Origin of the sequence: Legionella steigerwaltii, assembly GCF_001468065.1 — a bacterium.
In the GTDB taxonomy this organism is placed as follows: Bacteria; Pseudomonadota; Gammaproteobacteria; order Legionellales; family Legionellaceae; genus Legionella; species Legionella steigerwaltii.
This window is the reverse complement of record NZ_LNYZ01000025.1, coordinates 17177-38344: the sequence shown is the minus strand read 5'-3', so window position 1 is coordinate 38344 and position 21168 is coordinate 17177. Positions and strand designations below refer to the sequence as shown.

Here is a 21168-nt window from a genome sequence, read left to right as displayed (position 1 = left end):
TTATTTACCCCTGGGAATAAGCACTACATCCACAACACAAACACGTTTACCTGCAACCTCAGTACGATAAGCAAGGATCAGTTCGTCTTCAGTGTGTTTTTTGACTGTTACAAAACACTCAAGCACATCACCTGGATAGACAAACTCATTCATTTTTATTTTGCGAAATTCGCTCACCTTATAGTCTACTGGGTACCCCGCGCGCCGAATAAATTCATGCGCCAAATTTAATTTACATTCCAATAATACGGTCAGAGGTAATACAGGTTTTCTGGGAAAATGATCTGCAAAATAAAGCGCTGAACGTGATATTCTTTTTTCAGCAGTTAAACTAACTCCTGGTTGACTGGAACGAATTCTGTCAAAGGTCATGGGCACTACAGGTAAGTCCAAACTCATAATCAGATCGTCATTCAATATTGGTGTGCTCTCCTTACTAATAGCCAACCAATCACCAGGACGATCAATTTCGGAAAATTGCCGTTTCACTTCATCTAAATCGATAAAATTATCCATAGGTAACAAAGGGCCTAAGGCGCCTTCAAGACTGAAGACAAGCTCATTACCCACTCTAGCCTCACTATGGTATTGCATTACTGAATGATCTATGTGCTCAATAGACGACTCAAGCAATAAAGTTTCACCTACATAAGCAGGCCGATGCATGGAGGCACAGGCTACAATACCGGCTACAGGTCTGTAGGTAAATTCTTGAAGTGCCATCACATTCCATGCAGCCAATTGACCTAGTGTTTCTCCGATTAATGAAGGGATAAAACAGGGCCGTCCCTGTTCATCAACTGTGAGGTATGTATCATTTGGGGTAATATGCTTGATTCCCCGGATCAACTGGCCAGGAGATGACTCCACTATACGATCAACGAATAAGAATCTCATCAGTATTTATTAAGCCCTATTAACCTTTATTTTAGAAATAACACCTGAATTAAGCTTCAGATCCAGCAGTTTGTTGTTCTTTGACCGCAGCAACAACTAACTTACAAAATGTTTCAATGGTAAATAGCATAGGTATTTCATTGACTTTCATATTCGGTTTGAATTGCTCTGCAGGAACTTCGCTTAAATAATTTTGCAATACCTTCAAACCTTTTTCAGTAATAATACCACCTTTCTCGAATTCATCTTCTGCCAAATCACCACGCGCATTTTTCTCTAATTGACCACGAGGAATTTTAATTTTGAATTCTTTCTCTAATTGGAATACCAAATCAAGAAAGTCAATAGATTCTGCGCCCAGATCTGCTATCAATCGACTGTTCAGAGATATTTCTTCTACATCAATCACTAGCACATCAGCAACAATTTCCCTAACTTTAGGATAAACGTCTGCTACATTCATATTTTTTCCTCAGAGATAGCTAATTTACAAAGCCCGAAATTATACCATACATTTTTTTAAAGGCATAAAATTAAGAACAACAAGGTATCAACCAACCTGACTATACCCTGCATCAACAAATAAAGTATGCGCATTAATCATGGATGCTTCCGGCAAACACAAGAGATAAATGGCATTCGCCACATCTTGCGTTGTCAATGGTCTATCAGTCAGAGAATGAGCCTGATATTCATCAAGTAACTGTTCTCTATTGGGAAAATGTTTCAATGCGTCGGTATCAACTACTCCAGCAGAAACAGTATTCACTGTAATACCATCAACAGCCAACTCAAGACTCAAAGAACGAACCAATGCTTCAAGAGCAGCTTTAGATGCACCAATAAATGCATAATTAGGAATAGCTCGAGACGCACCAAGACTCGATAAGGCAATAATTCGGCTCCCTCTAGGCATCAATGAGCGCGCTTCGGTAGTCAAATGATTTAGGGCCAAAGCATTAGTTTCCAAGCACCAGCGCCAATGTTTTGTTGACATCTTAAGTGCTGATTTTAAAACACCACTCGCCGCATTACTAATTAAAAAATCAAGTCGATTAAAATGTTCACGGAATTGAGCAAACATTTCCTTTACAGACTGATGATCTGCTACATTTGCTTGTAAAGCAATTGCTTTGCGTCCCATCGCTTGGATTTCTTCAACCAAAGACTGGGCTTCATCAGAACTGTTGTAATAAACTATAGCAACATCACTTCCTGCCTGAGCTAACTTTAATGCAGTCGCCTTACCGATGCCTCGTGCACCGCCAGTAATTAATCCAACTTTACCTGCAAAAACCAAACTCATGGGATATTCCTCATTAACTTCAATTTATAAAATAAAAAATGTACTGTTGATGCAATACGGTAGTAATAACTCATAGTCACGTAATGTAGCGTGCAGCTTCGCTTCCCAAGGCTACTATTTCTCAGGGTAGCTTGACACTTATTGACCAACAATTACAAAAAACTACATTTTCATTTTTATTGGGCAATAAAGCAATGTTTAGAACATTAAATTTTTAAATATCTTGTTTCTAGAAGGCTAACTTTGTACTATCGGCACACGATAACAATAAACATATATTAATGAATGAAGCATTCTTGGTTTAAAACTGTCTTTCCTATAGCAGCGATTTTTTCTTTCCGCATGTTGGGTTTGTTCTTACTCATCCCTGTATTTAGCATTTATGCAGAAAATTTACGAAGCGCAACTCCTGCGTTAGTTGGTCTTGCTCTAGGAGTTTACGGTCTTGCTCAAGGTATTCTTCAAATGCCTTTTGGTATGCTTTCCGATAAGGTTGGAAGAAAACCCATGATTGCTGTGGGTTTGTGCCTTTTTGCCTTAGGTAGCTTACTTGGCGCATTAACCGATTCTATCTATGGGATGATCATTGCTAGAGCCTTACAAGGCACAGGGGCAATTGGCAGTGTTTTAATCGCTTTACTTGCAGATTTAACGCCTGATGAACAACGTACTAAAGCCATGGCAGTCATTGGCATGACTATAGGAACATCATTTAGCTTGGCCATGGTCATAAGCCCCGCCATTAGCCATCATTTTGGATTAGCGGGTATTTTTTACCTGACTACTCTATTAGCAATAGCAGGGATCATACTACTTTATTTGGTAATCCCAAAACCGGTAAATCAACATTTTCATGTTGATAGTGAAACAAATCCTGTTTTATTGAAGCAAGTTGTTTCTAACCCACAGCTACAACGCCTTAACGTCGGCATTTTTTGCCAGCATTTTATTCTCACCGCAACATTTTTTGCTATCCCCTTCATCTTAAAAAAACAGGCTGAACAAGGTCATTTATCACAACAATGGCATTTTTATCTGCCACTTATGATTATTTCATTTATACTCATGATCCCGTTTATTATTCTTGCGGAAAAGAAAAAACGCATGAAAAGCGTCTTTCTTTCATCCGTATTTGTAATGGCCATGGCACAATTTTTATTGGCCTATGCTTTTCAAAATTGGATTGCTCTGTGCTTCCTCATGTTAATTTATTTTGTTGTCTTTAATATCCTTGAAGCCGCATTACCATCCCTGGTATCCAAACAGGCAAATCCCAATTCTAAAGGGACGGCTATGGGCGTTTATTCAACCAGTCAATTTTTAGGGCTTTTTATCGGCGGAGCACTGTCAGGTGTTTTGTATCAATGGAGTAGTAGCCAGGGAATCTTTATTACGAATGCTGTCTTAGGGATTATATGGTTGCTTATTTCCCTTTCGATGAAACCGAACATCTCTTTTTCAACACTTATTTTACCTTCCCCCTGGCCCGAAAAAAATGAACAGATCATCACACAATTATTGAAAATCAAAGGAGTGATTGAGGTGGCATTCGCAGAGGATGAGCAGGTTATTTATCTACGTGTTGATAGAGAGCGCTATCTTTGGGGAAGCGCTGAAAAAGTCATTGATCATGGATAATCGTTAATTAATAGAGGATATTAAATGAAAATTTCTTTGAAGCATCAGACCACTGAACACAGTAATGCTACATCCTGCAAAGTGACCGAGCATCATCTTAATGATCCAATGCTTGATTGTGCCATAGCAAAAATATCAGGCCGATATCCTGAAGCACGACGAGTAGTCAATTTAGGCTGTAATGAATTAGTTTATGTGTTCCAAGGTGAAGGTAAAGTCGTTGTCAATCATACGGAATATAAATTAGCGGCCGGTGATGCAGTAGTAATCGAAGCTGGTGAAAAATACTACTGGGAAGGAAATATGCAGCTGTTTATTTCTTGTCGTCCGGCATGGAATAAAGAACAACATCAATTAGTTGATTAAAGACTCCTCGTCGCCTGGGTGAAACGAAGTGGAACCCGGGTTTCGGACCAACGGCCCTTCACCCAGGCTACTCAAGTAAAGTTACTGACGCACCAAACGTAAATTTTTATCTGTAAATGAGGTTTTCTCTGTAGAACGGTATGGATTAATATCCAAACCTCCTCGTCTTGTATACCGACCATATACAGTCAGTTTTTCTGGTTTGCAGTAGTTCATAATATCGACAAAAATTCGTTCGATGCATTGCTCATGAAACTCATTATGATTTCGATATGAAACGAGATATCTCAATAAACCCTCTCGATTAATTCTTTTTCCTTTATAAGTAATTTGTACGCTTCCCCAATCAGGCTGGTTAGTAACCAAACAATTAGATTTCAGCAAATTGGAGTATAACGTTTCTTCTACCATCTCATCGCCAACAGAAAGAAATGAAGGTTCAACAAGATAAACAGAGCATTCTATATCAAGAAGATCAAGTGAATCGCCTGCAAATGACTGTTGTAGCTCAAACTGATTGGACGAGTTTAAAGGATGAATGTTGATCCACACTTCTGCTCCAACACGTTCTTGCAAATCATTTTTAATTATGCGTTCCAATTCATTAACACTTTGAATTCGTGTGTTGTTAAATGAATTAAAATAGAGTTTTAAAGATTTTGATTCAATCAAGTTAGGAGAGTTGCACTCATAAAACAATTCAGCTATCGCCACCATGGGTTTACCTTTAGCATTAAGCCAGGAAACTTCGTAGTGATTCCAGCAATCAAAGCCATGAAAAGGCAATTGAGTCGGATCCACTCCGATTTCCTGTCGCTTTCCAGCCCTTGGAATTGGATATAACCGATTTGGATTATACGTTTCATCATAAGAAGATTTTTTACCTAATTCCGATTTTTCAGCTTCAGATTGATATTGTTGCAACACTTGATCATTCATTGTATTTAACTCCAAGATTTCAATTATTTTTGCGGTACTTTTCCAATTCACAGGTTGATTCATCTCCATTTGACTGGAAATATAATTAAGAAGAGATGCTGCCTCATTAATTCGAGCGGCTTTTTCAGTCAGTTCACGTGCCTGTATGCCTATAGAAGTCATCACATCAAAACTCGGATTTTCCATAATCTTTTTTATGGTCGACAAAGAAAATCCCAAAAATTTCAGCGTGGTAATCTGCTGCAATCGGATTAAATCCATTTCAGAATAAAGACGATATCCGCCCTCTGAACGTTTTGCGGGTTTCAACAAGTCAATTTCATCATAATATTGTAATGACCTAATTGTTAATGAGGTCATTTGGCTAATCTCTTTAATTTGGTAATATTTCATCTACCTTCTCCTTAATGTTGATTTTAAACTATCACGTAACGTGAGAGTCAAGAGAAAAAGCAATAAAATGCACCCAGGGATAATAAATCATGTCTAAAAAAGATATTAGTTGGCTAAAATATATTACTGAAATTCAAGCAATCGCTCAAAATGGACTGACCTATTCAAATAATGAATTTGATAAAGAGCGTTATTTAAGACTTCGCGAAATTGCTTCTGAATTTATTGCGAATTATTCAGACACTTCGCTCGCTGAGATAAAACAGATATTTGCATTAGAAAAAGGGTATGCAACTCCTAAAGTTGATGTCCGTGCTTTTATTCTACAACATAACAAACTCTTATTAGTTAAAGAGCGTTCCGATGAATTGTGGACTTTGCCTGGTGGTTGGGCAGAAACAAATGAATCAGCAGCAGAATCCGTGATTAGAGAAGCTAAGGAAGAAACTGGATTTGATGTTTCAGTAATTAGACTACTCGCCCTATGGGATAAACAAAAACATGATCATCCATTACAATGGCCTCATACTTATAAATGCTTCTTTCACTGTGAAATTAGGTCTGGTACAGCAAAGGAAAATTTAGAAATTTCTGAAATTGATTTTTTTGATTTAGCTCATTTACCTCCGCTCTCTACACCCAGAGTGACACAAAAACAAATTACACGTCTGTATGAACTTGTTTCCAGTTCCAATAAAACTCTATTTGATTGAGCATACATTTGCTCCTGCTCTTACGTCATACCTAGCCTTGCCAACAAAGAGGAAAATCGGTGGAACATCAGTGCAAGGGCAATATAAATTAGGTATACTCTTTTCCTAACTTTCGCATACAGGAGATCAAAAAAATGGCACGTGGTATAAATAAAGTCATACTAATTGGCAATGTCGGTGTTGACCCTGACGTACGCTATTTACCAAATGGCAACGCTGTAACAACCCTCTCAATTGCTACCAGTGAATCGTGGAAAGATAAAGTAACCGGTGAAAAGCAAGATCGTACCGAATGGCATCGCGTAGTGTGCTTTAACCGTTTAGGTGAAATTGCTGGTGAATATGTGCGCAAAGGCTCTAAACTTTATGTAGAAGGCAGTTTAAGAACAAGAAAATGGCAAGATCAGCAAGGTCAAGATAGATATACTACTGAGATTGTAGCGAATGACATTCAAATGTTAGATAGCAAAGGTAACAGCACGGGTGGCTATGAAGACATACCACAAGCACAATATGCACCTTCTAATCCAGCTAGCGCTAACAAGGCACAAGCAAATCCAGTACCCCATGATGCTTTTGATCAATTAGATGATGACGTACCGTTCTAATATCGCCTTCAAAATTAGCCACTAGATATAGCCTGGGTGAAGCGCGGCGGAGCCCGGGAACCTAGTGCCGCTCATTTTGGATAATCCACACAAAAAATTCGTTTATGATCTTAAATAGTTTTTAACAAAATCAAATAAGTGTCAAGAAAATGAACGATATCTTATGACCTGATCTTACTTGACTAAGTTTCAGAGTACTATTCCATATTTTTATCAGCTAGGAATTGTGAACTTTTATTTTTTATATTATATACAAAATTATTTACCAATATCTTCACTCATTAATTCAATCGGGGTACCTATGGATAAAATTAATTTAGTTGAGAAATTCAAACTTTTTAGCGAATATTGGTCACCACGTATTGTTGGAGAACTTAATGGCCAATACGTCAAACTTGCAAAATTCAAAGGTCAGTTTATATGGCATAGCCATGCTACAGAAGATGAATTATTTTTTGTTGTAAAAGGAGTTCTAGACATTGAGTTCAGAGATAAAAAAATTACTTTAAATGAAGGTGAATTTTATATTGTCCCCAAAGGGGTAGAACATAAACCGGTAGCAAATGAAGAGGTACATGTCCTCTTGTTAGAACCAAAATCAACAGAACAGACAGGAGGTATTAAGAGCGATTTACTTGTCGATAAACAACCGTGGATCTAAGCTTTAGAATATTTTTTGCAGCATTAAATAAAATTCTGGACTGGGCGAAGCAAAAAACTAGAATTTCATTCTGTTCAAGACAAGGATTTCGCTGTGCTTCTCTAAAGCGCCAACTAATTTCTTTTATAAATAAAAAAACCCGCATAAATGCGGGTTTCATTAATGAAACTAAATTTACTCTTCAGTGTCATCGCTAGCAACTGGTCTATCTAAGAGCTCTACAATTGCCATAGGTGCATTATCACCATCTCTATAACCGCACTTGATGATACGTAGATAGCCACCAGGACGTTCTACAAAACGTGGTCCTAAATCTTTAAATAATTTACCAACAGCAGACTTAGATCTCAAAATATCAAATGCATGTCGACGTGAAGCTACTGAATCAACTTTTGATACAGTAATTAAAGGTTCAATATAACGTCGTAGATCTTTAGCCTTGGGCAAGGTTGTTTTTATCAACTCATGCTCGATTAAAGAACAACACATGTTTGCAAACATAGCCTTTCTATGGCTGCTTGTACGGCCAAAACTACGGCCAGAATTACGGTGACGCATAACCAAAACTCCTAAACTTTATTCGCCAAGATTAGCTGGCGGCCAATTCTCAAGTTTCATACCTAGCGATAATGAACGTGAAGCTAAAACATCCTTAATTTCAGTTAAAGATTTCTTACCTAGATTAGGAGTTTTTAAGAGTTCATTTTCAGTTCTTTGTACTAAATCGCCTATATAATGAATATTTTCTGCTTTCAAACAATTTGCAGATCGAACAGTTAACTCTAAATCATCGACAGAACGTAATAAGATAGGATCAAAATCGTTGCGTTCTTTATTATCAGACCGAGACTCTTCAAATTTCATGTCAACAAAAGCATGAAGTTGTCTTTGAAGAATACTAGCAGAGATCCGTATTGATTCTTCAGCATCTATCGTTCCATTAGTTTCTAACTCTATAGTTAACTTATCAAGATCGGTTCGATTTTCAACTCGAGCACTATCAACATAATAAGCTACTTTTTTCACTGGAGAGAAACTATTATCAATTTTAAGTTTTCCAACTGATTTTCTTTCTACTTCATCATCAAAATGTCTAACAAATGAATCAGTGCTGTGAAAACCAATTCCTCGTTCAACTTTCAATGTCATGTTTAATTTGCCTTTTTCATTCAAATTAGCAATGACTAGCTCTGGATTAATAATTTCCAATCCATGAGTCAGTTGAATGTCTCCAGCTGTAACTTGACAAGGGCCTTGCTTGCTTAAAGTTACAATAGCTTCTTCACCGACTGATATTTTTGTCGCAACTAACTTCAGGTTCAGCAATATGTCAACAACATCTTCCTGTACTCCTTCAATTGTACTGTATTCATGTAGAACACCATCAATTGAAACTTCAGTAATCGCACTTCCAGGCATTGATGACAATAAGATACGTCTCAAAGCATTGCCGAGAGTATGACCAAAGCCACGCTCCAAAGGCTCTAAAACTATTTTAGCTTTATAGGGCGATTCTGCCTGGACCTTAAGAACATTAGGTGTCAACATTTCATTGATTTCAGTATACATTCAGCTATTTCTCCGAGCTTACTTAGAGTAAAGTTCTACAACTAAGTTTACGTTGTAGTCTGAAGATAAGTCAGTTAACGTTGGTGCTGTAGAAAATGTTCCTTTGAACGAAGAAGTATCTACAGTAATCCAATCGCATGCAGCTCTTTGTTCTGATAAAGCTAAAGCAGCCTGAATACGACCTTGAGCTCTTGCTTTTTGACGAACAGATATAACATCACCTGGTTTTACTAGGAATGATGGAACGTTAACTACTTTATCATTAACAAGTATTGCTTTATGCGTAACTAACTGACGTGCTTCAGCACGTGTACTTGCAAAACCCATACGATAGACAACATTATCTAAACGTCGTTCAAGTAATGACATTAGATTTTCACCTGTTGCACCTTTCATACGAGCTGCCATTTTGTAATAGCCACGGAATTGCTTTTCAAGAACACCATACAACCTTCTAATTTTTTGTTTCTCTCTAAGCTGTATTCCATAACCATTTAGACGTGGTTTTTTATCGCCATGTTGTCCAGGTAATTTTTCAGATTTACATTTGGACTTGTGATCACGGACACCACTTTTAAGTAATAAATCACAACCTTCACGACGTGATAACTTACACTTTGGACCAAGATATCTAGCCATTAATTACTCCTGAGTCTTATACACGACGTTTTTTAGGTGGCTTACACCCGTTATGCGGGATACCAGTAACATCGGTTATTTCAACAATTTTAAAATCCTGTGATATTAATTCACGAATGGTGGATTCTCTTCCAGGACCAGGACCATGAACAAATACAGCCACAGATTTCATACCGTATTCTTTTGCAACAGCAGCAGCACGCTCAGTAGCAACCTGCGCAGCATAAGGTGTACTTTTTCTTGATCCTCTAAAACCAGAACCACCAGATGTCGCCCAACACAACGCATTACCTTGTCTATCAGTAAAGGTTACTATAGTGTTATTAAAAGATGCATGAACGTGTACGATACCATCAGATACTACACGTTTCGCCTTCTTGCGTACTTTTTGTTGTTTTGACTTAGTTATTGCCATCTTACTTTCCTACATGAAAAATCAAACGGTAGTGCCTTTTCTGCGACCTTTTCTTGTACGAGCATTAGTTTTCGTACGTTGTCCTCGCAATGGCAACCCTCTTCTGTGTCTTAGACCACGATAACATCCTAGATCCATAAGGCGCTTAATGTTCATTGTCACAACACGACGCAAATCACCTTCCACTGTTATTTTTGCAATTTCTGTTCTCAAAGACTCAAGTTGAGCATCAGTCAGTTCAGATACCTTTTTTGAAGGATCAATTCCAACTGTTGAACATAATTTCAAGGATGTAGTTTTACCAATACCATATATAGCTGTTAAAGCGATCACTACATGCTTGTGATCAGGTATATTAACTCCTGCAATACGAGCCATTAACTTCTCCGAACGTTATTTGTTCTGTCGAAAGGGACAGAAGAATACTATTTTTAAAAAATTAAATCAAGCAGATATTAACCTTGCTTTTGCTTATGTCTGGCATCTTTACAAATAACTCGTATAATGCCACTTCTTTTAATAATCTTGCAATTGCGACAAATTCGCTTTACAGATGCTCTTACTTTCATTCTTAACTCCAATAAAAATCATAAAAGACCAGGTAATTTGGTACCTTTAAAATTAGCTTTTTTCATTAAAGAATCATATTGCTGAGTCATTAAATGAGCTTGTACCTGAGCTACAAAATCCATAATAACAACAACGATAATCAGCAATGACGTTCCTCCGAAATAAAAAGGGACATGCCATGTATACATCAAAATCTGAGGCAAAAGACAGACTAGAACAAGATATATTGCACCAACTAATGTCAAGCGAGTCATTACACCATCAATATATTTAGTTGTTTGCTCACCTGGTCTAATTCCGGGTATATATGCACCAGATTTTTTTAAATTATCAGCAGTATCTTTAGGATTAAACACCAAAGCTGCATAAAAGAACGCAAAAAATATAATAGCTACTGCATAAACTATTAGATATAAAGGTTGTCCAGGAGATAAAGCCATTCCTACATCAGCAAGCCAACCTAAACCTTTAGTATGCGAGAAAAACTGAGCTAAAGTCGCAGGCAGCAATATAATACTGGATGCAAAAATAGGAGGAATTACACCAGACATATTGATCTTTAAAGGCAAATGGCTAGTTTGAGCTGCATAAACCTTTCGACCTTGTGTTCTTTGCGCATAATTAACCCTTATACGTCGTTGCGCACGCTCCATAAAAACAACAAATCCTGTTACTACTACCACCACCACTGCAATAATAATCAACGTTAACGCTTGCATTTGTCCTTCTTTAACTTGTTGAAGAACCGAGGCAATTGCGTTAGGCATACTTGAAACAATTCCTGAGAAGATAATTAGGGATATTCCATTACCAACACCTTTTTCAGTAATTTGTTCACCTAACCACATTAAAAACATAGTTCCAGTAACCAACGTTACGACTGCAGTAAAGTAAAATGAAAAGTCAGCTTGAAGTGCAATTTGTTGTCCAGCTAACCAGCGTGCCATTCCTAGAGATTGAAACACAGAAAGCACAAGTGTTAAGTATCGTGTGTACTGATTTATTTTTCTACGACCAGACTCTCCTTCTTTTTTTAGTTGTTCCAGTTTAGGTGAAACAACTGTAAATAATTGGAGAATAATAGACGCTGAAATGTATGGCATAATCCCTATTGCAAATACCGTAACACGCGATAATGCGCCACCAGAAAACATATTGAATAAGCCAAAAATTGTATTCTGCTGCTCATTGAAAAAATTAGCCAATCGTGCAGGGTCAAGTCCTGGAACAGGTATATGAGCTCCTAAGCGATAAACTAAAATACCGAGAACAACAAACAATAATCTTGATTTCAGTTCAGCCAATCCACCACGTGATTGGCTTGCATTATGTTTTTGGTTTTTCATAGTCACTCTTCTATGCTGCCGCCTAAACCTTCAATGGCTAAACGAGCTCCTTTAGTGACCCTTAAACCTTTAAGTTTGATGGCAATAGTTAATTCACCTGATAAAATAACTTTTACATCTTTAATGGAGCTATTGATTAGGCCTGCTTCACGCAAAACATTTAAATCAATTACATCAGCAGATAGCTTTGCAAGCTCACTAAGACATATTTGATCTACTGTTTTACCAACTCGTGACTTAAAGCCCATTTTAGGTAATCTTCTTTGAATAGGCATTTGACCGCCTTCAAAGTTAATTTTATGGAAACCACCAGCTCTTGCTTTTTGACCTTTATGTCCCTTACCACTTGTTTTACCTAGTCCGGATCCTATACCACGTCCTAAGCGTCTTTTAGGACGTCTTGAACCAGGATCTGGTGATAGTGAATTTAAATTCATTATACACTCTCCTCAACCAGCAATAAGTAATCAATTTTATTAATAAGACCACGGATTGCTGGAGTATCATTATGTGATACGCTTGAATTAGTTTTACCTAGACCTAATTGTTTTACTATAGAAATATGCTTTGGTTTTCTACCGATAGTACTTTTTACCAAAGTAATTTTGATTTTCTTTTCCATAATTAGCCCGCCATAACTTCTTCAACAGTTTTACCACGCTTGGCTGCAACATAATCTGGGGTACCGATATTAGTTAAAGCACCAATTGTTGCTCTCACAATATTACTTGGATTGGTAGAACCAATACTCTTAGCTAATATATTTTGTACGCCTAAGACTTCTAATACAGCTCTCATCGCGCCACCAGCAATAATTCCAGTACCTTCACTCGCAGGTTTCATAAATACTTTGGAAGCACCATAGTTCCAAGAGATTTCATGAAAAATAGTTGAGCCAGAAAGTGGAATATAAACCATATTTTTCTTAGCTTGCTCCATTGCTTTTTGTATCGCTATTGGAACTTCTCTTGCTTTACCTCTACCAAAGCCTACCTTACCCTTGCCGTCACCTACAACAACAAGTACTGCAAAGCCAAATACACGGCCGCCTTTTACAACTTTAGCTGTACGATTAACCGATACTAGCTTTTCTTGGTAGCCATCTGATTTAGGTGATGATTCATCGAATGCCATAATCGTTCCTTAAAAATCTAATCCAGCTTCGCGTGCACCTTCTGCAAGGGCTTTCACTCTGCCATGATATTTATAACCAGCACGATCAAATGCAACTTGAGTAATGCCTTGCTCGCTTGCACGCTTACCAAGTAGTTTACCAACCAAGCTAGCTTGTTCTACTTTGCATTTACCTGTCAGACTGGATCTTAATTCTTTATCGTTAGTTGAGCATGTTACCAATACTTTGTCACCAAGCTTATCAGCTTGAATGATTTGAGAGTAAATATGTAACCCACTTCTATAAACGACTAATCTTGCTCTACCCGATTTACGAATCAGTGCTTTTGCTTTTAATCCACGTCGAGTACGTGAGTTGTGTTTATTCATGACTTAAACCTTATTTCTTTTTCGCTTCTTTACGAGCAATATACTCGCCAGCAAGTTTAACACCCTTACCTTTATATGGCTCTGGCGGTCTAAACGCCCTTATTTCGGAAGCTACTTGACCCAAAATTTGCTTATCTACACCTTTCAACAATATGACAGTATTGCTAGGGGTTTCGACTAAAACACCTTTAGGTAAATGGTATTCAATAGGATGAGAAAAACCTAGAGATAATGTAATTGATTTATCTTTAGATTGTGCTCTATAACCTACACCGACCAGTTCCAAGGTAACAACAAAACCTTCAGTTACACCCTTAACCATATTATTTACCAATGCTCGTGCTGTTCCAGCTTGAGCCCAAGCTTTAGGATCATTTGCAGCAGGTGCAAACTCAACATGGTTAGAATCTTTATTTTTAGTTACTTTCACTAACCTATTAATTTTTTGGGTTAGCGTTCCTTTAGGCCCTTTTACAGTAACTTCACCATCACCTATTGTTATTTCAACATTAGCTGGTTGAACTACTGGGGCTTTTGCTACTCTAGACATATTATTCCTCGCAAGTATTAAGCCACTTCACAGATGACTTCGCCACCAACGCCTTTCATCTTTGCAGATATATGGGTCATTATACCTTGTGATGTAGACAATATAGCTACACCAAAACCAGGAACAGAAGTCAAATCTTTATAAGACTTATATACTCGCAATCCGGGTCTACTAATTCTCTTAATGAGCTCAATAACAGGTCTGCCATGATAATACTTCAGCTTTATCGTCATTAATTTAAGATTATTATCTAGTGGTTCTATAAAGAAGTTTTCAATATATCCTTCTTCTTTTAAAACACGAGCAATTTCTTCTTTCAACTTAGAAGAAGTCAAACTTATTTGCTGATGTTTTGCTTGTTGACCATTTCTAATTCGGGTCAGCATATCAGCAACTGGATCATGCATACTCACAATCGTTCTCCAATTAAAAAATTACCAGCTGGATTTTCTTCCGCCAGGTATATTACCAACCATTAGTTGTTGTCTTAAGCAAATTCTGCAAAGAGCAAATTTACGATACACACCATGTGGGCGACCACATTGCTGACATCGTGTTTTAAAACGAACAGGATTCGAATTAACAGGCAATTTAGCTAACTTTAACTGACTATCCATAATTACCTGAAAATCATCAGATGATTTAATCAATTGTTTCAATTCGTTTCTGCGTTTACTGTATTTATTTACCAGCTTGCTACGCTTTAACTCTCTTATAAGCATTGATTTTTTAGCCACAATTTCACCCTTATTTTTTATCTCTATCTTTCAATGGAAGGTTAAAAGCTTCTAACAAAGCTTTAGCTTCTTCATTTGTTTTAGCACTTGTAGTAATACAAATGTCTAAACCACGGATACCATCTGTTTTATCGTAATCAATTTCAGGAAATACGATTTGTTCGTGTATTCCCATACTGTAATTACCAGTTCCATCAAAAGATTTAGGATTTAAACCACGAAAATCTCTTACGCGCGGTAAAGTTACGGAAATCAATCTGTCTAAAAACTCATACATACGTTGACGTCTAAGAGTTACTTTACAGCCGATTGGCCAACCTTCCCTAATTTTAAAACCAGCAATAGATTTTCTTGCTTTAGTAACAACAGGTTTTTGTCCAGCAATTAAAGTCATATCTTCAACAGCGTGATTCATCACCTTTTTATCACCAACAGCTTCACCAACACCCATATTTAAGGTGACTTTAAGCAGTTTTGGAACTTCCATAACGCTGGAATAGTTGAACCGTTTCATCATCATAGGGATGATTTCTTTCTTATAAAATTCATTAAGTCTTGCCATTTCAATCACCTAATTAAACACGGTCAATTATTTCATTGTCAGATTTAAAATATCTAACTTTTGTACTTACACCGTTACTCTCTATAAATTTAAATCCTACCTTATCTGCTTTGTTTGTGTTGGGATTAAAATGAGCAACGTTTGAAACATGTACAGGTGCTTCAAGAGTAACAATTCCACCCTTATTTTCTGGCTTCTGAGGGTTAGGCTTAATATGTTTTTTTATTAAGTTTCCACCTTCAACAACAATGCCATTTTCAGTGACACGTAGGACTTTACCTCTATGACCTTTACTTTTACCGGCAGTAATTATTACATCATCGCCTTTTTGAATACGTTTCATATCTAAATCCTTCTCACAAAACTTCTGCAGCCAGAGATATTATTTTCATAAATCTCTCTCGTAGCTCGCGAGTAACCGGGCCAAATATGCGAGTACCTATTGGCTCGTTTTGGTTATTTAAAAGTACTGCTGCGTTACCATCGAAACGAATTAAAGACCCATCATCTCTACGTACGCCTTGAGCTGTACGAACAACTACAGCTTTCATCACAGCACCTTTCTTTACTTTACTTCTTGGTATAGCATCTTTAATACTTACTTTAATTACATCACCTACACGGGCATATCTACGGTGCGACCCGCCAAGCACTTTAATACACATAACCTTACGTGCTCCGCTGTTATCAGCCACTTCGAGCACTGTCTGCATTTGGATCATTTTTTACTCCAGCTCTGATTTCGACCAGAAAAAGGTTGCTGATTATATCAGGCCTTTTAGGGTTTTAAAAGTAAATCAACAGGGTTGATTAAGAAATTACTTCGACTAATACCCAGCTTTTTGTTTTAGAGAGTGGTCTTGACTCACGGATCTTTACAATATTACCAATTTTACATACTTGATTTTCATCATGAGCATGCAATTTAGTTCTACGTTTCATGATTTTTCCATATTTTGGATGCTTAACAGAACGTTCAATCATCACAACTATGGTCTTATCCATTTTGTCACTAACTACTTTTCCAACCATTGTTCTGGCATTTGATTCACTATTAGACATGTTACTTACCTGCCTTTTCAGTCAACATTGTTTTTACTCTTGCCACCGACTTACGCACCATGGTGATGAGATGTGTTTTATCTAGTGAGCCATTTGCTTTCTTCATTCGCAAATTTAATTGTTCTTTACGCAATGAAAGCAATTCATTTTGCAGTTCTTCTACAGATAAACCGCGCAATTCTTCGATTTCAATCTTTTTCATTACATCACCTTCCTTTCTTCAAATATAACTTTGAAAGGAAGTTTCGCTTTAGCCAGATCAAAAGCTTCCATCGCAAGCTCTCTGGATACACCTTCCATTTCAAATAAAACCTTACCTGGTTGTATTTGAGCAACCCAATATTCAACGCTTCCTTTACCTTTACCTTGTCTTACTTCTAAAGGCTTTTGTGTAATAGGCTTATCTGGGAATACTCTAATCCAAATTTTACCACCACGTTTGATATGTCGTGTCATTGCTCTTCGAGCTGCTTCGATTTGTCTTGCTGTTAAACGACCACGCTCAAGAGCTTTTAAACCAAATTCACCAAAACTGATGTTACTACCGCGTAAGGCTAAACCTCTATTGCGGCCCTTCATCTGTTTTCGGTATTTTGTACGTTTAGGTTGTAACATGATTCTTAATCCTCACTCACTGGGCAACGTCAGATGATCTTTTCTTTTGTGGGAGAATTTCGCCCTTGAAGATCCAGACTTTTACACCAATAATACCGTAGGTAGTTTTAGACTCTGCTGTACCATAATCAATATCTGCTCTAAAAGTATGTAATGGTACACGACCTTCTCTATACCACTCACTACGAGCAATTTCAGCACCACCAAGTCTTCCACTAACGCAAATTTTAATTCCTTTAGCGCCTGCTTTAAGAGCAGCAGTTACAGCACGTTTCATAGCACGTCTAAACATAACACGTTGTTCTAACTGTTGCGCAATACCTTCAGCAACTAATGTTGAATCAAGTTCAGGCTTTTTAATTTCTTCAATATTAAGATGAACTGGTACACCTAATTTGTTAGAAATTTCACTACGTAAGGTTTCAATACCACCACCTTTTTTGCCAATAATAACGCCTGGTCTTGCTGTTAGTATTGTTACTACAGCATTATTAGCGGGGCGTTCAATAAGAATTTTACTCACAGCAGCCGCCATAAGTTTCTTTTTTAATTCAGTGCGTAGTTTTATATCTTGAATTAGAAATTCAGCATATTTTTTACCAGCGAACCACTTAGAATTCCAGTCTTTAATAATACCAAGGCGTATGCCTATAGGGTTAACTTTTTGTCCCATTGCTATTCCTCGTCAGACACTTTAATCGTGATATGGCAGGTACGCTTGCAAATTCTATTTGCACGTCCTTTAGCTCTGGGACTAATGCGTTTTAAAGTCATTGCTTCATCAACACAAACCATACCTACTTTTAAATCATCAATATCTGCCCCATTATTATTTTCAGCATTAGCAATAGCTGACTCTAATAATTTAAGCATCAATTGAGCACCTTTTTTTGGTGTAAACTTGAGGACATCAAGTGCACCAGATACATTCATATTTCGTATCATATCTGCTACCAATCTGCCCTTTTGAGCGGATAAGGGAGCACCTTTTAACTTTGCTGTAACTTCCATCATATCCTCTTATTTACCTTTAGCCTTTCTGTCACCAGAGTGGCCTTTGAAAGTTCGAGTCATGGCAAACTCACCTAATTTATGACCGACCATATTATCTGTTATATAAACAGGGATATGATCTTTGCCGTTATGAACAGCAATTGTAAGGTCAATCATTTCAGGAACGATTGTTGATCGTCTTGACCACGTTTTAATTGGTTTTTTAGATTTCGATTCAATTGCAGCTTCTACTTTGGCAATCAAATGATGGTCAACAAAAGGACCTTTTCTTATAGAACGAGCCACTTGATATCCTCTCAATAATTATTTCTTTTTACGTCTTCTGACAATAAAATTATCGGTACGCTTATTACTTCTAGTTTTATAACCTTTAGTAGGTAAGCCCCATGGTGACACTGGATGACGTCCACCAGAAGTACGGCCTTCACCACCACCATGTGGGTGATCAACAGGGTTCATAGCAACCCCACGTACTGTTGGGCGAATACCTCTCCAACGTTTTGCTCCTGCTTTACCTAATGCGCGCAAACTATGCTCACTATTACTTACTTCACCAATTACTGCTCTGCAAAGAACATGAATTTTACGCATTTCGCCTGAACGAAGTCTTAATGTTGCATAAATACCTTCTTTAGCAACTATTTGTCCACTTGCTCCAGCACTTCTTAAAACCTGGGCACCTTTTCCTGGCTTCATTTCAACACAATGAATTGTGGTACCAACAGGAATATTTTTCAGTGGAAGACAATTACCTACACTAATAGGTGAATCAGCACCACTTACTACAGTATCACCAACGTTCAAATTAGAAGGTGCAATAATATATCTTCTTTCACCATCTTTATAAACGATTAGTGCGATAAGCGCAGTACGATTTGGATCGTATTCAATACGCTCAACACGAGCTTCGATCCCATCTTTATTACGTTTAAAATCAATAATGCGATATTGATTACGTTGACCACCACCGATATGTCTTACAGTAATTCTACCCTGGTTGTTACGTCCACCGGTTTTCTTCAGCTTTTCAACCAAAGCAGCATGTGGTCTGCCTTTATGTATATGGTGGTGAACCACGCGTAATTCGCCACGTTTTCCTGGCGATGTAGGTTTAGATTTTAATAGTGCCATCTTAATCTGCCTTATTCGGTAGCTGTAAAGTCAATATCTTGATCAGCATGAAGAGTTACAAATGCTTTTTTCCAATCACTACGCTTTCCGCTCATTTGTTTAAAACGTTTTGTTTTTCCCTTCACATTGATAACAGATACATTTTTAACTTTAACGTTAAATATATTCTCTACCGCCATTTTAATTTCAGTTTTAGTTGCAGTTTTCAATACTTTGAAAGTGAACTGTTTCAGCTTATCAGCTATGACAGTAGCTTTTTCAGAAGTATGTGGTTCACGTAGAACCATCAACAATCTTTCAGCGTTCATTGTAACTGTTCCTCAATTTTTTTAATTGCAGCTTCTGTAACAACAACTTTCTCAAATCTGAGTAAAGAAACAGGATCTATAGTTGTAACGTCGCAGATATCATAATCAATTAAGTTTCTTGAACCAAAATACTCATTCTCACCAACTTCACTCATTACGATTAAAGCGTTGCTTATATTTAGTTGGTTCATTTTATTAACAAAATCTTTGGTTTTTTTGCTTTCGCATTGGAAATCACTAACAACTATAAGGTTACCAGTGCGACAAAGTTCGGAGATTATACTACGTAATGCACGTTTGTACATTTTTTTATTAATTTTTTGTGAATAATCTCTCTTTTTAGAAGCAAATGTAACACCACCGCTTCTCCATAATGGACTTCTAATGGTTCCTGCACGAGCACGGCCGGTACCTTTTTGATTCCATGGTTTTTTACCCCCACCTCTTACTTCAGAGCGAGTTTTTTGTGCACTGTTACCACTACGTGCGTTATTCATATAAGTTACTACAGCTTGATGGATTAAGCCTTCATTATAACCATATGCAAATACTTCTTGGTTCAGTGTTAATTTTGAATTTGTATCTATCGTAGTAATTTCCATCACTCACCTCGTACTTGCTTTTTAACTGCAGGCTTAATCTCAACTCGTGAGCCAGGAGCACCAGGTATAGCACCTTTGATAAGAAGTAAATTTCTTTCAGCATCTACACGCACTAATTCCAGGCTCTGAACAGTACATCGAACATTACCCATGTGACCAGCCATTTTCTTACCTTTAAACACACGTCCTGGGGTTTGGTTTTGTCCAATTGAACCAGGAACACGATGCGATCTTGAGTTACCATGTGTGGCATCTTGTGTTCTGAAATTATATCGCTTTACTGTACCAGCAAAACCTTTACCTTTAGTGATTCCAGCAACATCGACAAATTGCCCAGCAGTAAATACATCAGCTACTGATATTACTTGCCCTGCTTTGAATGCATCTTCAGATTCAACTAAAAACTCAACCAGCATATCACCTGCTTCAATTTCAGCTTTTGCAAAGTGGCCTGTTAAAGCTTTGTTAACTTTGCTTGCCTTTTTAGTACCACCAGTTAATTGTACAGCAGTGTAACCATCCGTTTCTTTAGTTTTAACTTGTGAAACTCTATTAGGGTGAACTTCAACAACAGAAACAGGAATAGAAACTCCATCTGCCATGAAGACCCGCGTCATACCGATTTTACGGCCTAATAAACCGATCATCATTCTAACACCTCTTTAATATCCTTCACCCTAATTTAGTCATCAAGGCTTATCTGAACATCAACCCCAGCAGCCAGATCCAATTTCATCAGTGCATCTACTGTTTTTTCAGTTGGATGAACGATTACGACCAGGCGTTTATGAGTACGTAATTCATATTGATCTCGAGCATCTTTATTAACATGCGGTGAAGTCAATACAGTAAATTTTTCCTTACGAACAGGAAGTGGTATTGGCCCACGAACTTGTGCACCAGTACGTTTTGCTGTCTCTACAATTTCTCGAGTTGACAAGTCAATCAACCGATGATCGAAGGATTTTAATCTTATTTTAATATTTTGATTGCTACTCATTCTAATTACTCGATAATTTTAGCG

General features: G+C 37.4%; 37 protein-coding genes and 1 pseudogene. 5 read left to right on the top strand and 33 right to left on the bottom strand.

Features of this window, described 5'->3' with window-relative positions:
• The 3 genes from Lstg_RS13230 to fabL form a co-directional block, all read right to left on the bottom strand.
• Positions 1-897, bottom strand: a complete 897-nt coding sequence (locus tag Lstg_RS13230) for a 3-hydroxyacyl-ACP dehydratase FabZ family protein (RefSeq protein ID WP_058478144.1) — start codon at positions 895-897, stop codon at positions 1-3.
• 49 nt (positions 898-946) lie between these two features.
• Positions 947-1360: an acyl carrier protein gene (locus Lstg_RS13225; RefSeq protein WP_058478143.1), complete on the bottom strand. Its 414-nt coding sequence runs from the start codon at positions 1358-1360 to the stop codon at positions 947-949.
• An 87-nt stretch (positions 1361-1447) separates the two neighbouring features.
• Entirely contained in the window at positions 1448-2203 is a 756-nt protein-coding gene (fabL, locus tag Lstg_RS13220; RefSeq protein WP_058478142.1) for an enoyl-[acyl-carrier-protein] reductase FabL, read from the bottom strand.
• A 285-nt stretch (positions 2204-2488) separates the two neighbouring features.
• Between fabL and Lstg_RS13215 the strand changes: the two genes are divergently transcribed.
• Both Lstg_RS13215 and Lstg_RS13210 read left to right on the top strand, forming a co-directional pair.
• Positions 2489-3841: an MFS transporter gene (locus tag Lstg_RS13215; protein WP_058478141.1), complete on the top strand. Its 1353-nt coding sequence runs from the start codon at positions 2489-2491 to the stop codon at positions 3839-3841.
• A gap of 24 nt (positions 3842-3865) precedes the next feature.
• Positions 3866-4207, top strand: a complete 342-nt coding sequence (locus Lstg_RS13210) for a cupin domain-containing protein (RefSeq protein WP_058478140.1) — start codon at positions 3866-3868, stop codon at positions 4205-4207.
• 81 nt (positions 4208-4288) lie between these two features.
• Here Lstg_RS13210 and queF read toward each other — a convergent pair whose 3' ends face one another.
• Both queF and Lstg_RS18205 read right to left on the bottom strand, forming a co-directional pair.
• Positions 4289-5146, bottom strand: coding sequence for an NADPH-dependent 7-cyano-7-deazaguanine reductase QueF (gene queF / locus Lstg_RS13205; protein ID WP_058478188.1), 858 nt, complete (start codon positions 5144-5146; stop codon positions 4289-4291).
• Positions 5147-5386: 240 nt separating this feature from the next.
• Positions 5387-5506: pseudogene (locus Lstg_RS18205) on the bottom strand (MerR family DNA-binding transcriptional regulator); the annotation flags it as partial.
• Positions 5507-5628: 122 nt separating this feature from the next.
• On the opposite strand from Lstg_RS18205, the gene Lstg_RS13200 reads away from it, so the two are divergent.
• The 3 genes from Lstg_RS13200 (at position 5629) to Lstg_RS13190 (ending at position 7521) form a co-directional block, all read left to right on the top strand.
• Entirely contained in the window at positions 5629-6252 is a 624-nt protein-coding gene (locus tag Lstg_RS13200; RefSeq protein WP_058478139.1) for an NUDIX hydrolase, read from the top strand.
• A 134-nt stretch (positions 6253-6386) separates the two neighbouring features.
• Complete coding sequence (gene ssb / locus Lstg_RS13195; RefSeq protein WP_058478138.1) at positions 6387-6860, top strand: single-stranded DNA-binding protein; 474 nt, start codon at positions 6387-6389, stop codon at positions 6858-6860.
• 301 nt (positions 6861-7161) lie between these two features.
• Entirely contained in the window at positions 7162-7521 is a 360-nt protein-coding gene (locus tag Lstg_RS13190; RefSeq protein WP_058478137.1) for a cupin domain-containing protein, read from the top strand.
• 174 nt (positions 7522-7695) lie between these two features.
• On the opposite strand, the gene rplQ is transcribed toward Lstg_RS13190, so the two are convergent.
• The 28 genes from rplQ to rpsJ form a co-directional block, all read right to left on the bottom strand.
• The gene (rplQ, locus tag Lstg_RS13185; RefSeq protein WP_058478136.1) at positions 7696-8079 is read right to left on the bottom strand and encodes a 50S ribosomal protein L17; all 384 of its coding nucleotides are present in this window, start codon (positions 8077-8079) and stop codon (positions 7696-7698) included.
• A gap of 18 nt (positions 8080-8097) precedes the next feature.
• Positions 8098-9090, bottom strand: a complete 993-nt coding sequence (locus tag Lstg_RS13180) for a DNA-directed RNA polymerase subunit alpha (protein ID WP_058478135.1) — start codon at positions 9088-9090, stop codon at positions 8098-8100.
• 18 nt (positions 9091-9108) lie between these two features.
• On the bottom strand, positions 9109-9729 hold the full coding sequence (gene rpsD, locus Lstg_RS13175; protein ID WP_058478134.1) for a 30S ribosomal protein S4: 621 nt from the start codon (positions 9727-9729) through the stop codon (positions 9109-9111).
• Positions 9730-9745: 16 nt separating this feature from the next.
• Entirely contained in the window at positions 9746-10144 is a 399-nt protein-coding gene (gene rpsK / locus Lstg_RS13170; RefSeq protein WP_003633055.1) for a 30S ribosomal protein S11, read from the bottom strand.
• A 21-nt stretch (positions 10145-10165) separates the two neighbouring features.
• Positions 10166-10522, bottom strand: coding sequence for a 30S ribosomal protein S13 (rpsM, locus tag Lstg_RS13165; RefSeq protein WP_058478133.1), 357 nt, complete (start codon positions 10520-10522; stop codon positions 10166-10168).
• Between the two features lie 77 nt (positions 10523-10599).
• A complete protein-coding gene (gene rpmJ / locus Lstg_RS17550; protein WP_078061441.1) occupies positions 10600-10713 on the bottom strand; it encodes a 50S ribosomal protein L36 in 114 nt (37 codons plus the stop codon).
• Between the two features lie 18 nt (positions 10714-10731).
• Positions 10732-12060 (bottom strand): preprotein translocase subunit SecY, encoded by a 1329-nt coding sequence (gene secY / locus Lstg_RS13160; RefSeq protein ID WP_058478132.1) that lies wholly within the window; start codon positions 12058-12060, stop codon positions 10732-10734.
• 2 nt (positions 12061-12062) lie between these two features.
• Entirely contained in the window at positions 12063-12497 is a 435-nt protein-coding gene (rplO, locus tag Lstg_RS13155; RefSeq protein ID WP_058478131.1) for a 50S ribosomal protein L15, read from the bottom strand.
• A complete protein-coding gene (gene rpmD, locus Lstg_RS13150) occupies positions 12497-12682 on the bottom strand; it encodes a 50S ribosomal protein L30 (RefSeq protein WP_058478130.1) in 186 nt (61 codons plus the stop codon). The genes rplO and rpmD overlap by 1 nt, the downstream gene beginning before the upstream one ends.
• 2 nt (positions 12683-12684) lie before the next feature.
• Positions 12685-13194, bottom strand: coding sequence for a 30S ribosomal protein S5 (gene rpsE, locus Lstg_RS13145; protein WP_058478129.1), 510 nt, complete (start codon positions 13192-13194; stop codon positions 12685-12687).
• Between the two features lie 9 nt (positions 13195-13203).
• Positions 13204-13563 carry a 50S ribosomal protein L18 gene (rplR, locus tag Lstg_RS13140; RefSeq protein WP_058478128.1) on the bottom strand — a complete coding sequence of 120 codons (360 nt, stop codon included), beginning with the start codon at positions 13561-13563 and terminating at the stop codon, positions 13204-13206.
• Between the two features lie 10 nt (positions 13564-13573).
• A complete protein-coding gene (gene rplF / locus Lstg_RS13135; RefSeq protein ID WP_058478127.1) occupies positions 13574-14113 on the bottom strand; it encodes a 50S ribosomal protein L6 in 540 nt (179 codons plus the stop codon).
• Between the two features lie 17 nt (positions 14114-14130).
• Positions 14131-14520: a 30S ribosomal protein S8 gene (gene rpsH / locus Lstg_RS13130; RefSeq protein WP_202972792.1), complete on the bottom strand. Its 390-nt coding sequence runs from the start codon at positions 14518-14520 to the stop codon at positions 14131-14133.
• Between the two features lie 27 nt (positions 14521-14547).
• Positions 14548-14850 carry a 30S ribosomal protein S14 gene (rpsN, locus tag Lstg_RS13125; protein ID WP_058478125.1) on the bottom strand — a complete coding sequence of 101 codons (303 nt, stop codon included), beginning with the start codon at positions 14848-14850 and terminating at the stop codon, positions 14548-14550.
• 10 nt (positions 14851-14860) lie between these two features.
• Entirely contained in the window at positions 14861-15412 is a 552-nt protein-coding gene (gene rplE / locus Lstg_RS13120; protein ID WP_028381385.1) for a 50S ribosomal protein L5, read from the bottom strand.
• Between the two features lie 13 nt (positions 15413-15425).
• Positions 15426-15755 carry a 50S ribosomal protein L24 gene (rplX, locus tag Lstg_RS13115; protein ID WP_058478124.1) on the bottom strand — a complete coding sequence of 110 codons (330 nt, stop codon included), beginning with the start codon at positions 15753-15755 and terminating at the stop codon, positions 15426-15428.
• Positions 15756-15768: 13 nt separating this feature from the next.
• Positions 15769-16134 (bottom strand): 50S ribosomal protein L14, encoded by a 366-nt coding sequence (rplN, locus tag Lstg_RS13110; protein ID WP_006872243.1) that lies wholly within the window; start codon positions 16132-16134, stop codon positions 15769-15771.
• 88 nt (positions 16135-16222) lie between these two features.
• Entirely contained in the window at positions 16223-16474 is a 252-nt protein-coding gene (gene rpsQ, locus Lstg_RS13105) for a 30S ribosomal protein S17 (protein WP_010654824.1), read from the bottom strand.
• Between the two features lies 1 nt (position 16475).
• Positions 16476-16676, bottom strand: coding sequence for a 50S ribosomal protein L29 (gene rpmC, locus Lstg_RS13100; RefSeq protein ID WP_082650853.1), 201 nt, complete (start codon positions 16674-16676; stop codon positions 16476-16478).
• On the bottom strand, positions 16676-17089 hold the full coding sequence (rplP, locus tag Lstg_RS13095; RefSeq protein ID WP_003633085.1) for a 50S ribosomal protein L16: 414 nt from the start codon (positions 17087-17089) through the stop codon (positions 16676-16678). Before rplP ends, rpmC begins: the two co-directional genes overlap by 1 nt.
• Before the next feature lie 16 nt (positions 17090-17105).
• Positions 17106-17762 carry a 30S ribosomal protein S3 gene (gene rpsC / locus Lstg_RS13090; protein WP_058478123.1) on the bottom strand — a complete coding sequence of 219 codons (657 nt, stop codon included), beginning with the start codon at positions 17760-17762 and terminating at the stop codon, positions 17106-17108.
• 2 nt (positions 17763-17764) lie between these two features.
• Complete coding sequence (gene rplV / locus Lstg_RS13085) at positions 17765-18100, bottom strand: 50S ribosomal protein L22 (RefSeq protein ID WP_010654827.1); 336 nt, start codon at positions 18098-18100, stop codon at positions 17765-17767.
• A gap of 9 nt (positions 18101-18109) precedes the next feature.
• The gene (gene rpsS, locus Lstg_RS13080; RefSeq protein ID WP_010654828.1) at positions 18110-18388 is read right to left on the bottom strand and encodes a 30S ribosomal protein S19; all 279 of its coding nucleotides are present in this window, start codon (positions 18386-18388) and stop codon (positions 18110-18112) included.
• A gap of 18 nt (positions 18389-18406) precedes the next feature.
• Complete coding sequence (gene rplB, locus Lstg_RS13075; protein WP_058478122.1) at positions 18407-19234, bottom strand: 50S ribosomal protein L2; 828 nt, start codon at positions 19232-19234, stop codon at positions 18407-18409.
• Positions 19235-19245: 11 nt separating this feature from the next.
• Complete coding sequence (gene rplW / locus Lstg_RS13070; protein WP_058478121.1) at positions 19246-19542, bottom strand: 50S ribosomal protein L23; 297 nt, start codon at positions 19540-19542, stop codon at positions 19246-19248.
• Complete coding sequence (rplD, locus tag Lstg_RS13065; protein ID WP_058478120.1) at positions 19539-20144, bottom strand: 50S ribosomal protein L4; 606 nt, start codon at positions 20142-20144, stop codon at positions 19539-19541. The genes rplW and rplD overlap by 4 nt, the downstream gene beginning before the upstream one ends.
• The gene (rplC, locus tag Lstg_RS13060) at positions 20144-20794 is read right to left on the bottom strand and encodes a 50S ribosomal protein L3 (protein ID WP_058478119.1); all 651 of its coding nucleotides are present in this window, start codon (positions 20792-20794) and stop codon (positions 20144-20146) included. The genes rplD and rplC overlap by 1 nt, the downstream gene beginning before the upstream one ends.
• Before the next feature lie 32 nt (positions 20795-20826).
• Positions 20827-21144, bottom strand: coding sequence for a 30S ribosomal protein S10 (gene rpsJ, locus Lstg_RS13055; protein ID WP_010654833.1), 318 nt, complete (start codon positions 21142-21144; stop codon positions 20827-20829).
• Positions 21145-21168 lie beyond the last annotated feature (24 nt).

Excerpts from the sequence above, each read along its gene's own strand:
- Lstg_RS13230 (WP_058478144.1), bottom strand. The coding sequence starts at position 897 with ATGAGATTCTTATTCGTTGATCGTATAGTGGAGTCATCTCCTGGCCAG.
- Lstg_RS13225 (WP_058478143.1), bottom strand. The coding sequence starts at position 1,360 with ATGAATGTAGCAGACGTTTATCCTAAAGTTAGGGAAATTGTTGCTGAT.
- fabL (WP_058478142.1), bottom strand. The coding sequence starts at position 2,203 with ATGAGTTTGGTTTTTGCAGGTAAAGTTGGATTAATTACTGGCGGTGCA.
- Lstg_RS13215 (WP_058478141.1), top strand. The coding sequence starts at position 2,489 with ATGAAGCATTCTTGGTTTAAAACTGTCTTTCCTATAGCAGCGATTTTT.
- Lstg_RS13210 (WP_058478140.1), top strand. The coding sequence starts at position 3,866 with ATGAAAATTTCTTTGAAGCATCAGACCACTGAACACAGTAATGCTACA.
- queF (WP_058478188.1), bottom strand. The coding sequence starts at position 5,146 with ATGAATGATCAAGTGTTGCAACAATATCAATCTGAAGCTGAAAAATCG.
- Lstg_RS13200 (WP_058478139.1), top strand. The coding sequence starts at position 5,629 with ATGTCTAAAAAAGATATTAGTTGGCTAAAATATATTACTGAAATTCAA.
- ssb (WP_058478138.1), top strand. The coding sequence starts at position 6,387 with ATGGCACGTGGTATAAATAAAGTCATACTAATTGGCAATGTCGGTGTT.
- Lstg_RS13190 (WP_058478137.1), top strand. The coding sequence starts at position 7,162 with ATGGATAAAATTAATTTAGTTGAGAAATTCAAACTTTTTAGCGAATAT.
- rplQ (WP_058478136.1), bottom strand. The coding sequence starts at position 8,079 with ATGCGTCACCGTAATTCTGGCCGTAGTTTTGGCCGTACAAGCAGCCAT.
- Lstg_RS13180 (WP_058478135.1), bottom strand. The coding sequence starts at position 9,090 with ATGTATACTGAAATCAATGAAATGTTGACACCTAATGTTCTTAAGGTC.
- rpsD (WP_058478134.1), bottom strand. The coding sequence starts at position 9,729 with ATGGCTAGATATCTTGGTCCAAAGTGTAAGTTATCACGTCGTGAAGGT.
- rpsK (WP_003633055.1), bottom strand. The coding sequence starts at position 10,144 with ATGGCAATAACTAAGTCAAAACAACAAAAAGTACGCAAGAAGGCGAAA.
- rpsM (WP_058478133.1), bottom strand. The coding sequence starts at position 10,522 with ATGGCTCGTATTGCAGGAGTTAATATACCTGATCACAAGCATGTAGTG.
- rpmJ (WP_078061441.1), bottom strand. The coding sequence starts at position 10,713 with ATGAAAGTAAGAGCATCTGTAAAGCGAATTTGTCGCAATTGCAAGATT.
- secY (WP_058478132.1), bottom strand. The coding sequence starts at position 12,060 with ATGAAAAACCAAAAACATAATGCAAGCCAATCACGTGGTGGATTGGCT.
- rplO (WP_058478131.1), bottom strand. The coding sequence starts at position 12,497 with ATGAATTTAAATTCACTATCACCAGATCCTGGTTCAAGACGTCCTAAA.
- rpmD (WP_058478130.1), bottom strand. The coding sequence starts at position 12,682 with ATGGAAAAGAAAATCAAAATTACTTTGGTAAAAAGTACTATCGGTAGA.
- rpsE (WP_058478129.1), bottom strand. The coding sequence starts at position 13,194 with ATGGCATTCGATGAATCATCACCTAAATCAGATGGCTACCAAGAAAAG.
- rplR (WP_058478128.1), bottom strand. The coding sequence starts at position 13,563 with ATGAATAAACACAACTCACGTACTCGACGTGGATTAAAAGCAAAAGCA.
- rplF (WP_058478127.1), bottom strand. The coding sequence starts at position 14,113 with ATGTCTAGAGTAGCAAAAGCCCCAGTAGTTCAACCAGCTAATGTTGAA.
- rpsH (WP_202972792.1), bottom strand. The coding sequence starts at position 14,520 with ATGCATGATCCAGTTGCTGATATGCTGACCCGAATTAGAAATGGTCAA.
- rplE (WP_028381385.1), bottom strand. The coding sequence starts at position 15,412 with ATGGCAAGACTTAATGAATTTTATAAGAAAGAAATCATCCCTATGATG.
- rplX (WP_058478124.1), bottom strand. The coding sequence starts at position 15,755 with ATGAAACGTATTCAAAAAGGCGATGATGTAATAATTACTGCCGGTAAA.
- rplN (WP_006872243.1), bottom strand. The coding sequence starts at position 16,134 with ATGATCCAAATGCAGACAGTGCTCGAAGTGGCTGATAACAGCGGAGCA.
- rpsQ (WP_010654824.1), bottom strand. The coding sequence starts at position 16,474 with ATGTCTAATAGTGAATCAAATGCCAGAACAATGGTTGGAAAAGTAGTT.
- rpmC (WP_082650853.1), bottom strand. The coding sequence starts at position 16,676 with ATGAAAAAGATTGAAATCGAAGAATTGCGCGGTTTATCTGTAGAAGAA.
- rplP (WP_003633085.1), bottom strand. The coding sequence starts at position 17,089 with ATGTTACAACCTAAACGTACAAAATACCGAAAACAGATGAAGGGCCGC.
- rpsC (WP_058478123.1), bottom strand. The coding sequence starts at position 17,762 with ATGGGACAAAAAGTTAACCCTATAGGCATACGCCTTGGTATTATTAAA.
- rplV (WP_010654827.1), bottom strand. The coding sequence starts at position 18,100 with ATGGAAGTTACAGCAAAGTTAAAAGGTGCTCCCTTATCCGCTCAAAAG.
- rplB (WP_058478122.1), bottom strand. The coding sequence starts at position 19,234 with ATGGCACTATTAAAATCTAAACCTACATCGCCAGGAAAACGTGGCGAA.
- rplW (WP_058478121.1), bottom strand. The coding sequence starts at position 19,542 with ATGAACGCTGAAAGATTGTTGATGGTTCTACGTGAACCACATACTTCT.
- rplD (WP_058478120.1), bottom strand. The coding sequence starts at position 20,144 with ATGGAAATTACTACGATAGATACAAATTCAAAATTAACACTGAACCAA.
- rplC (WP_058478119.1), bottom strand. The coding sequence starts at position 20,794 with ATGATGATCGGTTTATTAGGCCGTAAAATCGGTATGACGCGGGTCTTC.
- rpsJ (WP_010654833.1), bottom strand. The coding sequence starts at position 21,144 with ATGAGTAGCAATCAAAATATTAAAATAAGATTAAAATCCTTCGATCAT.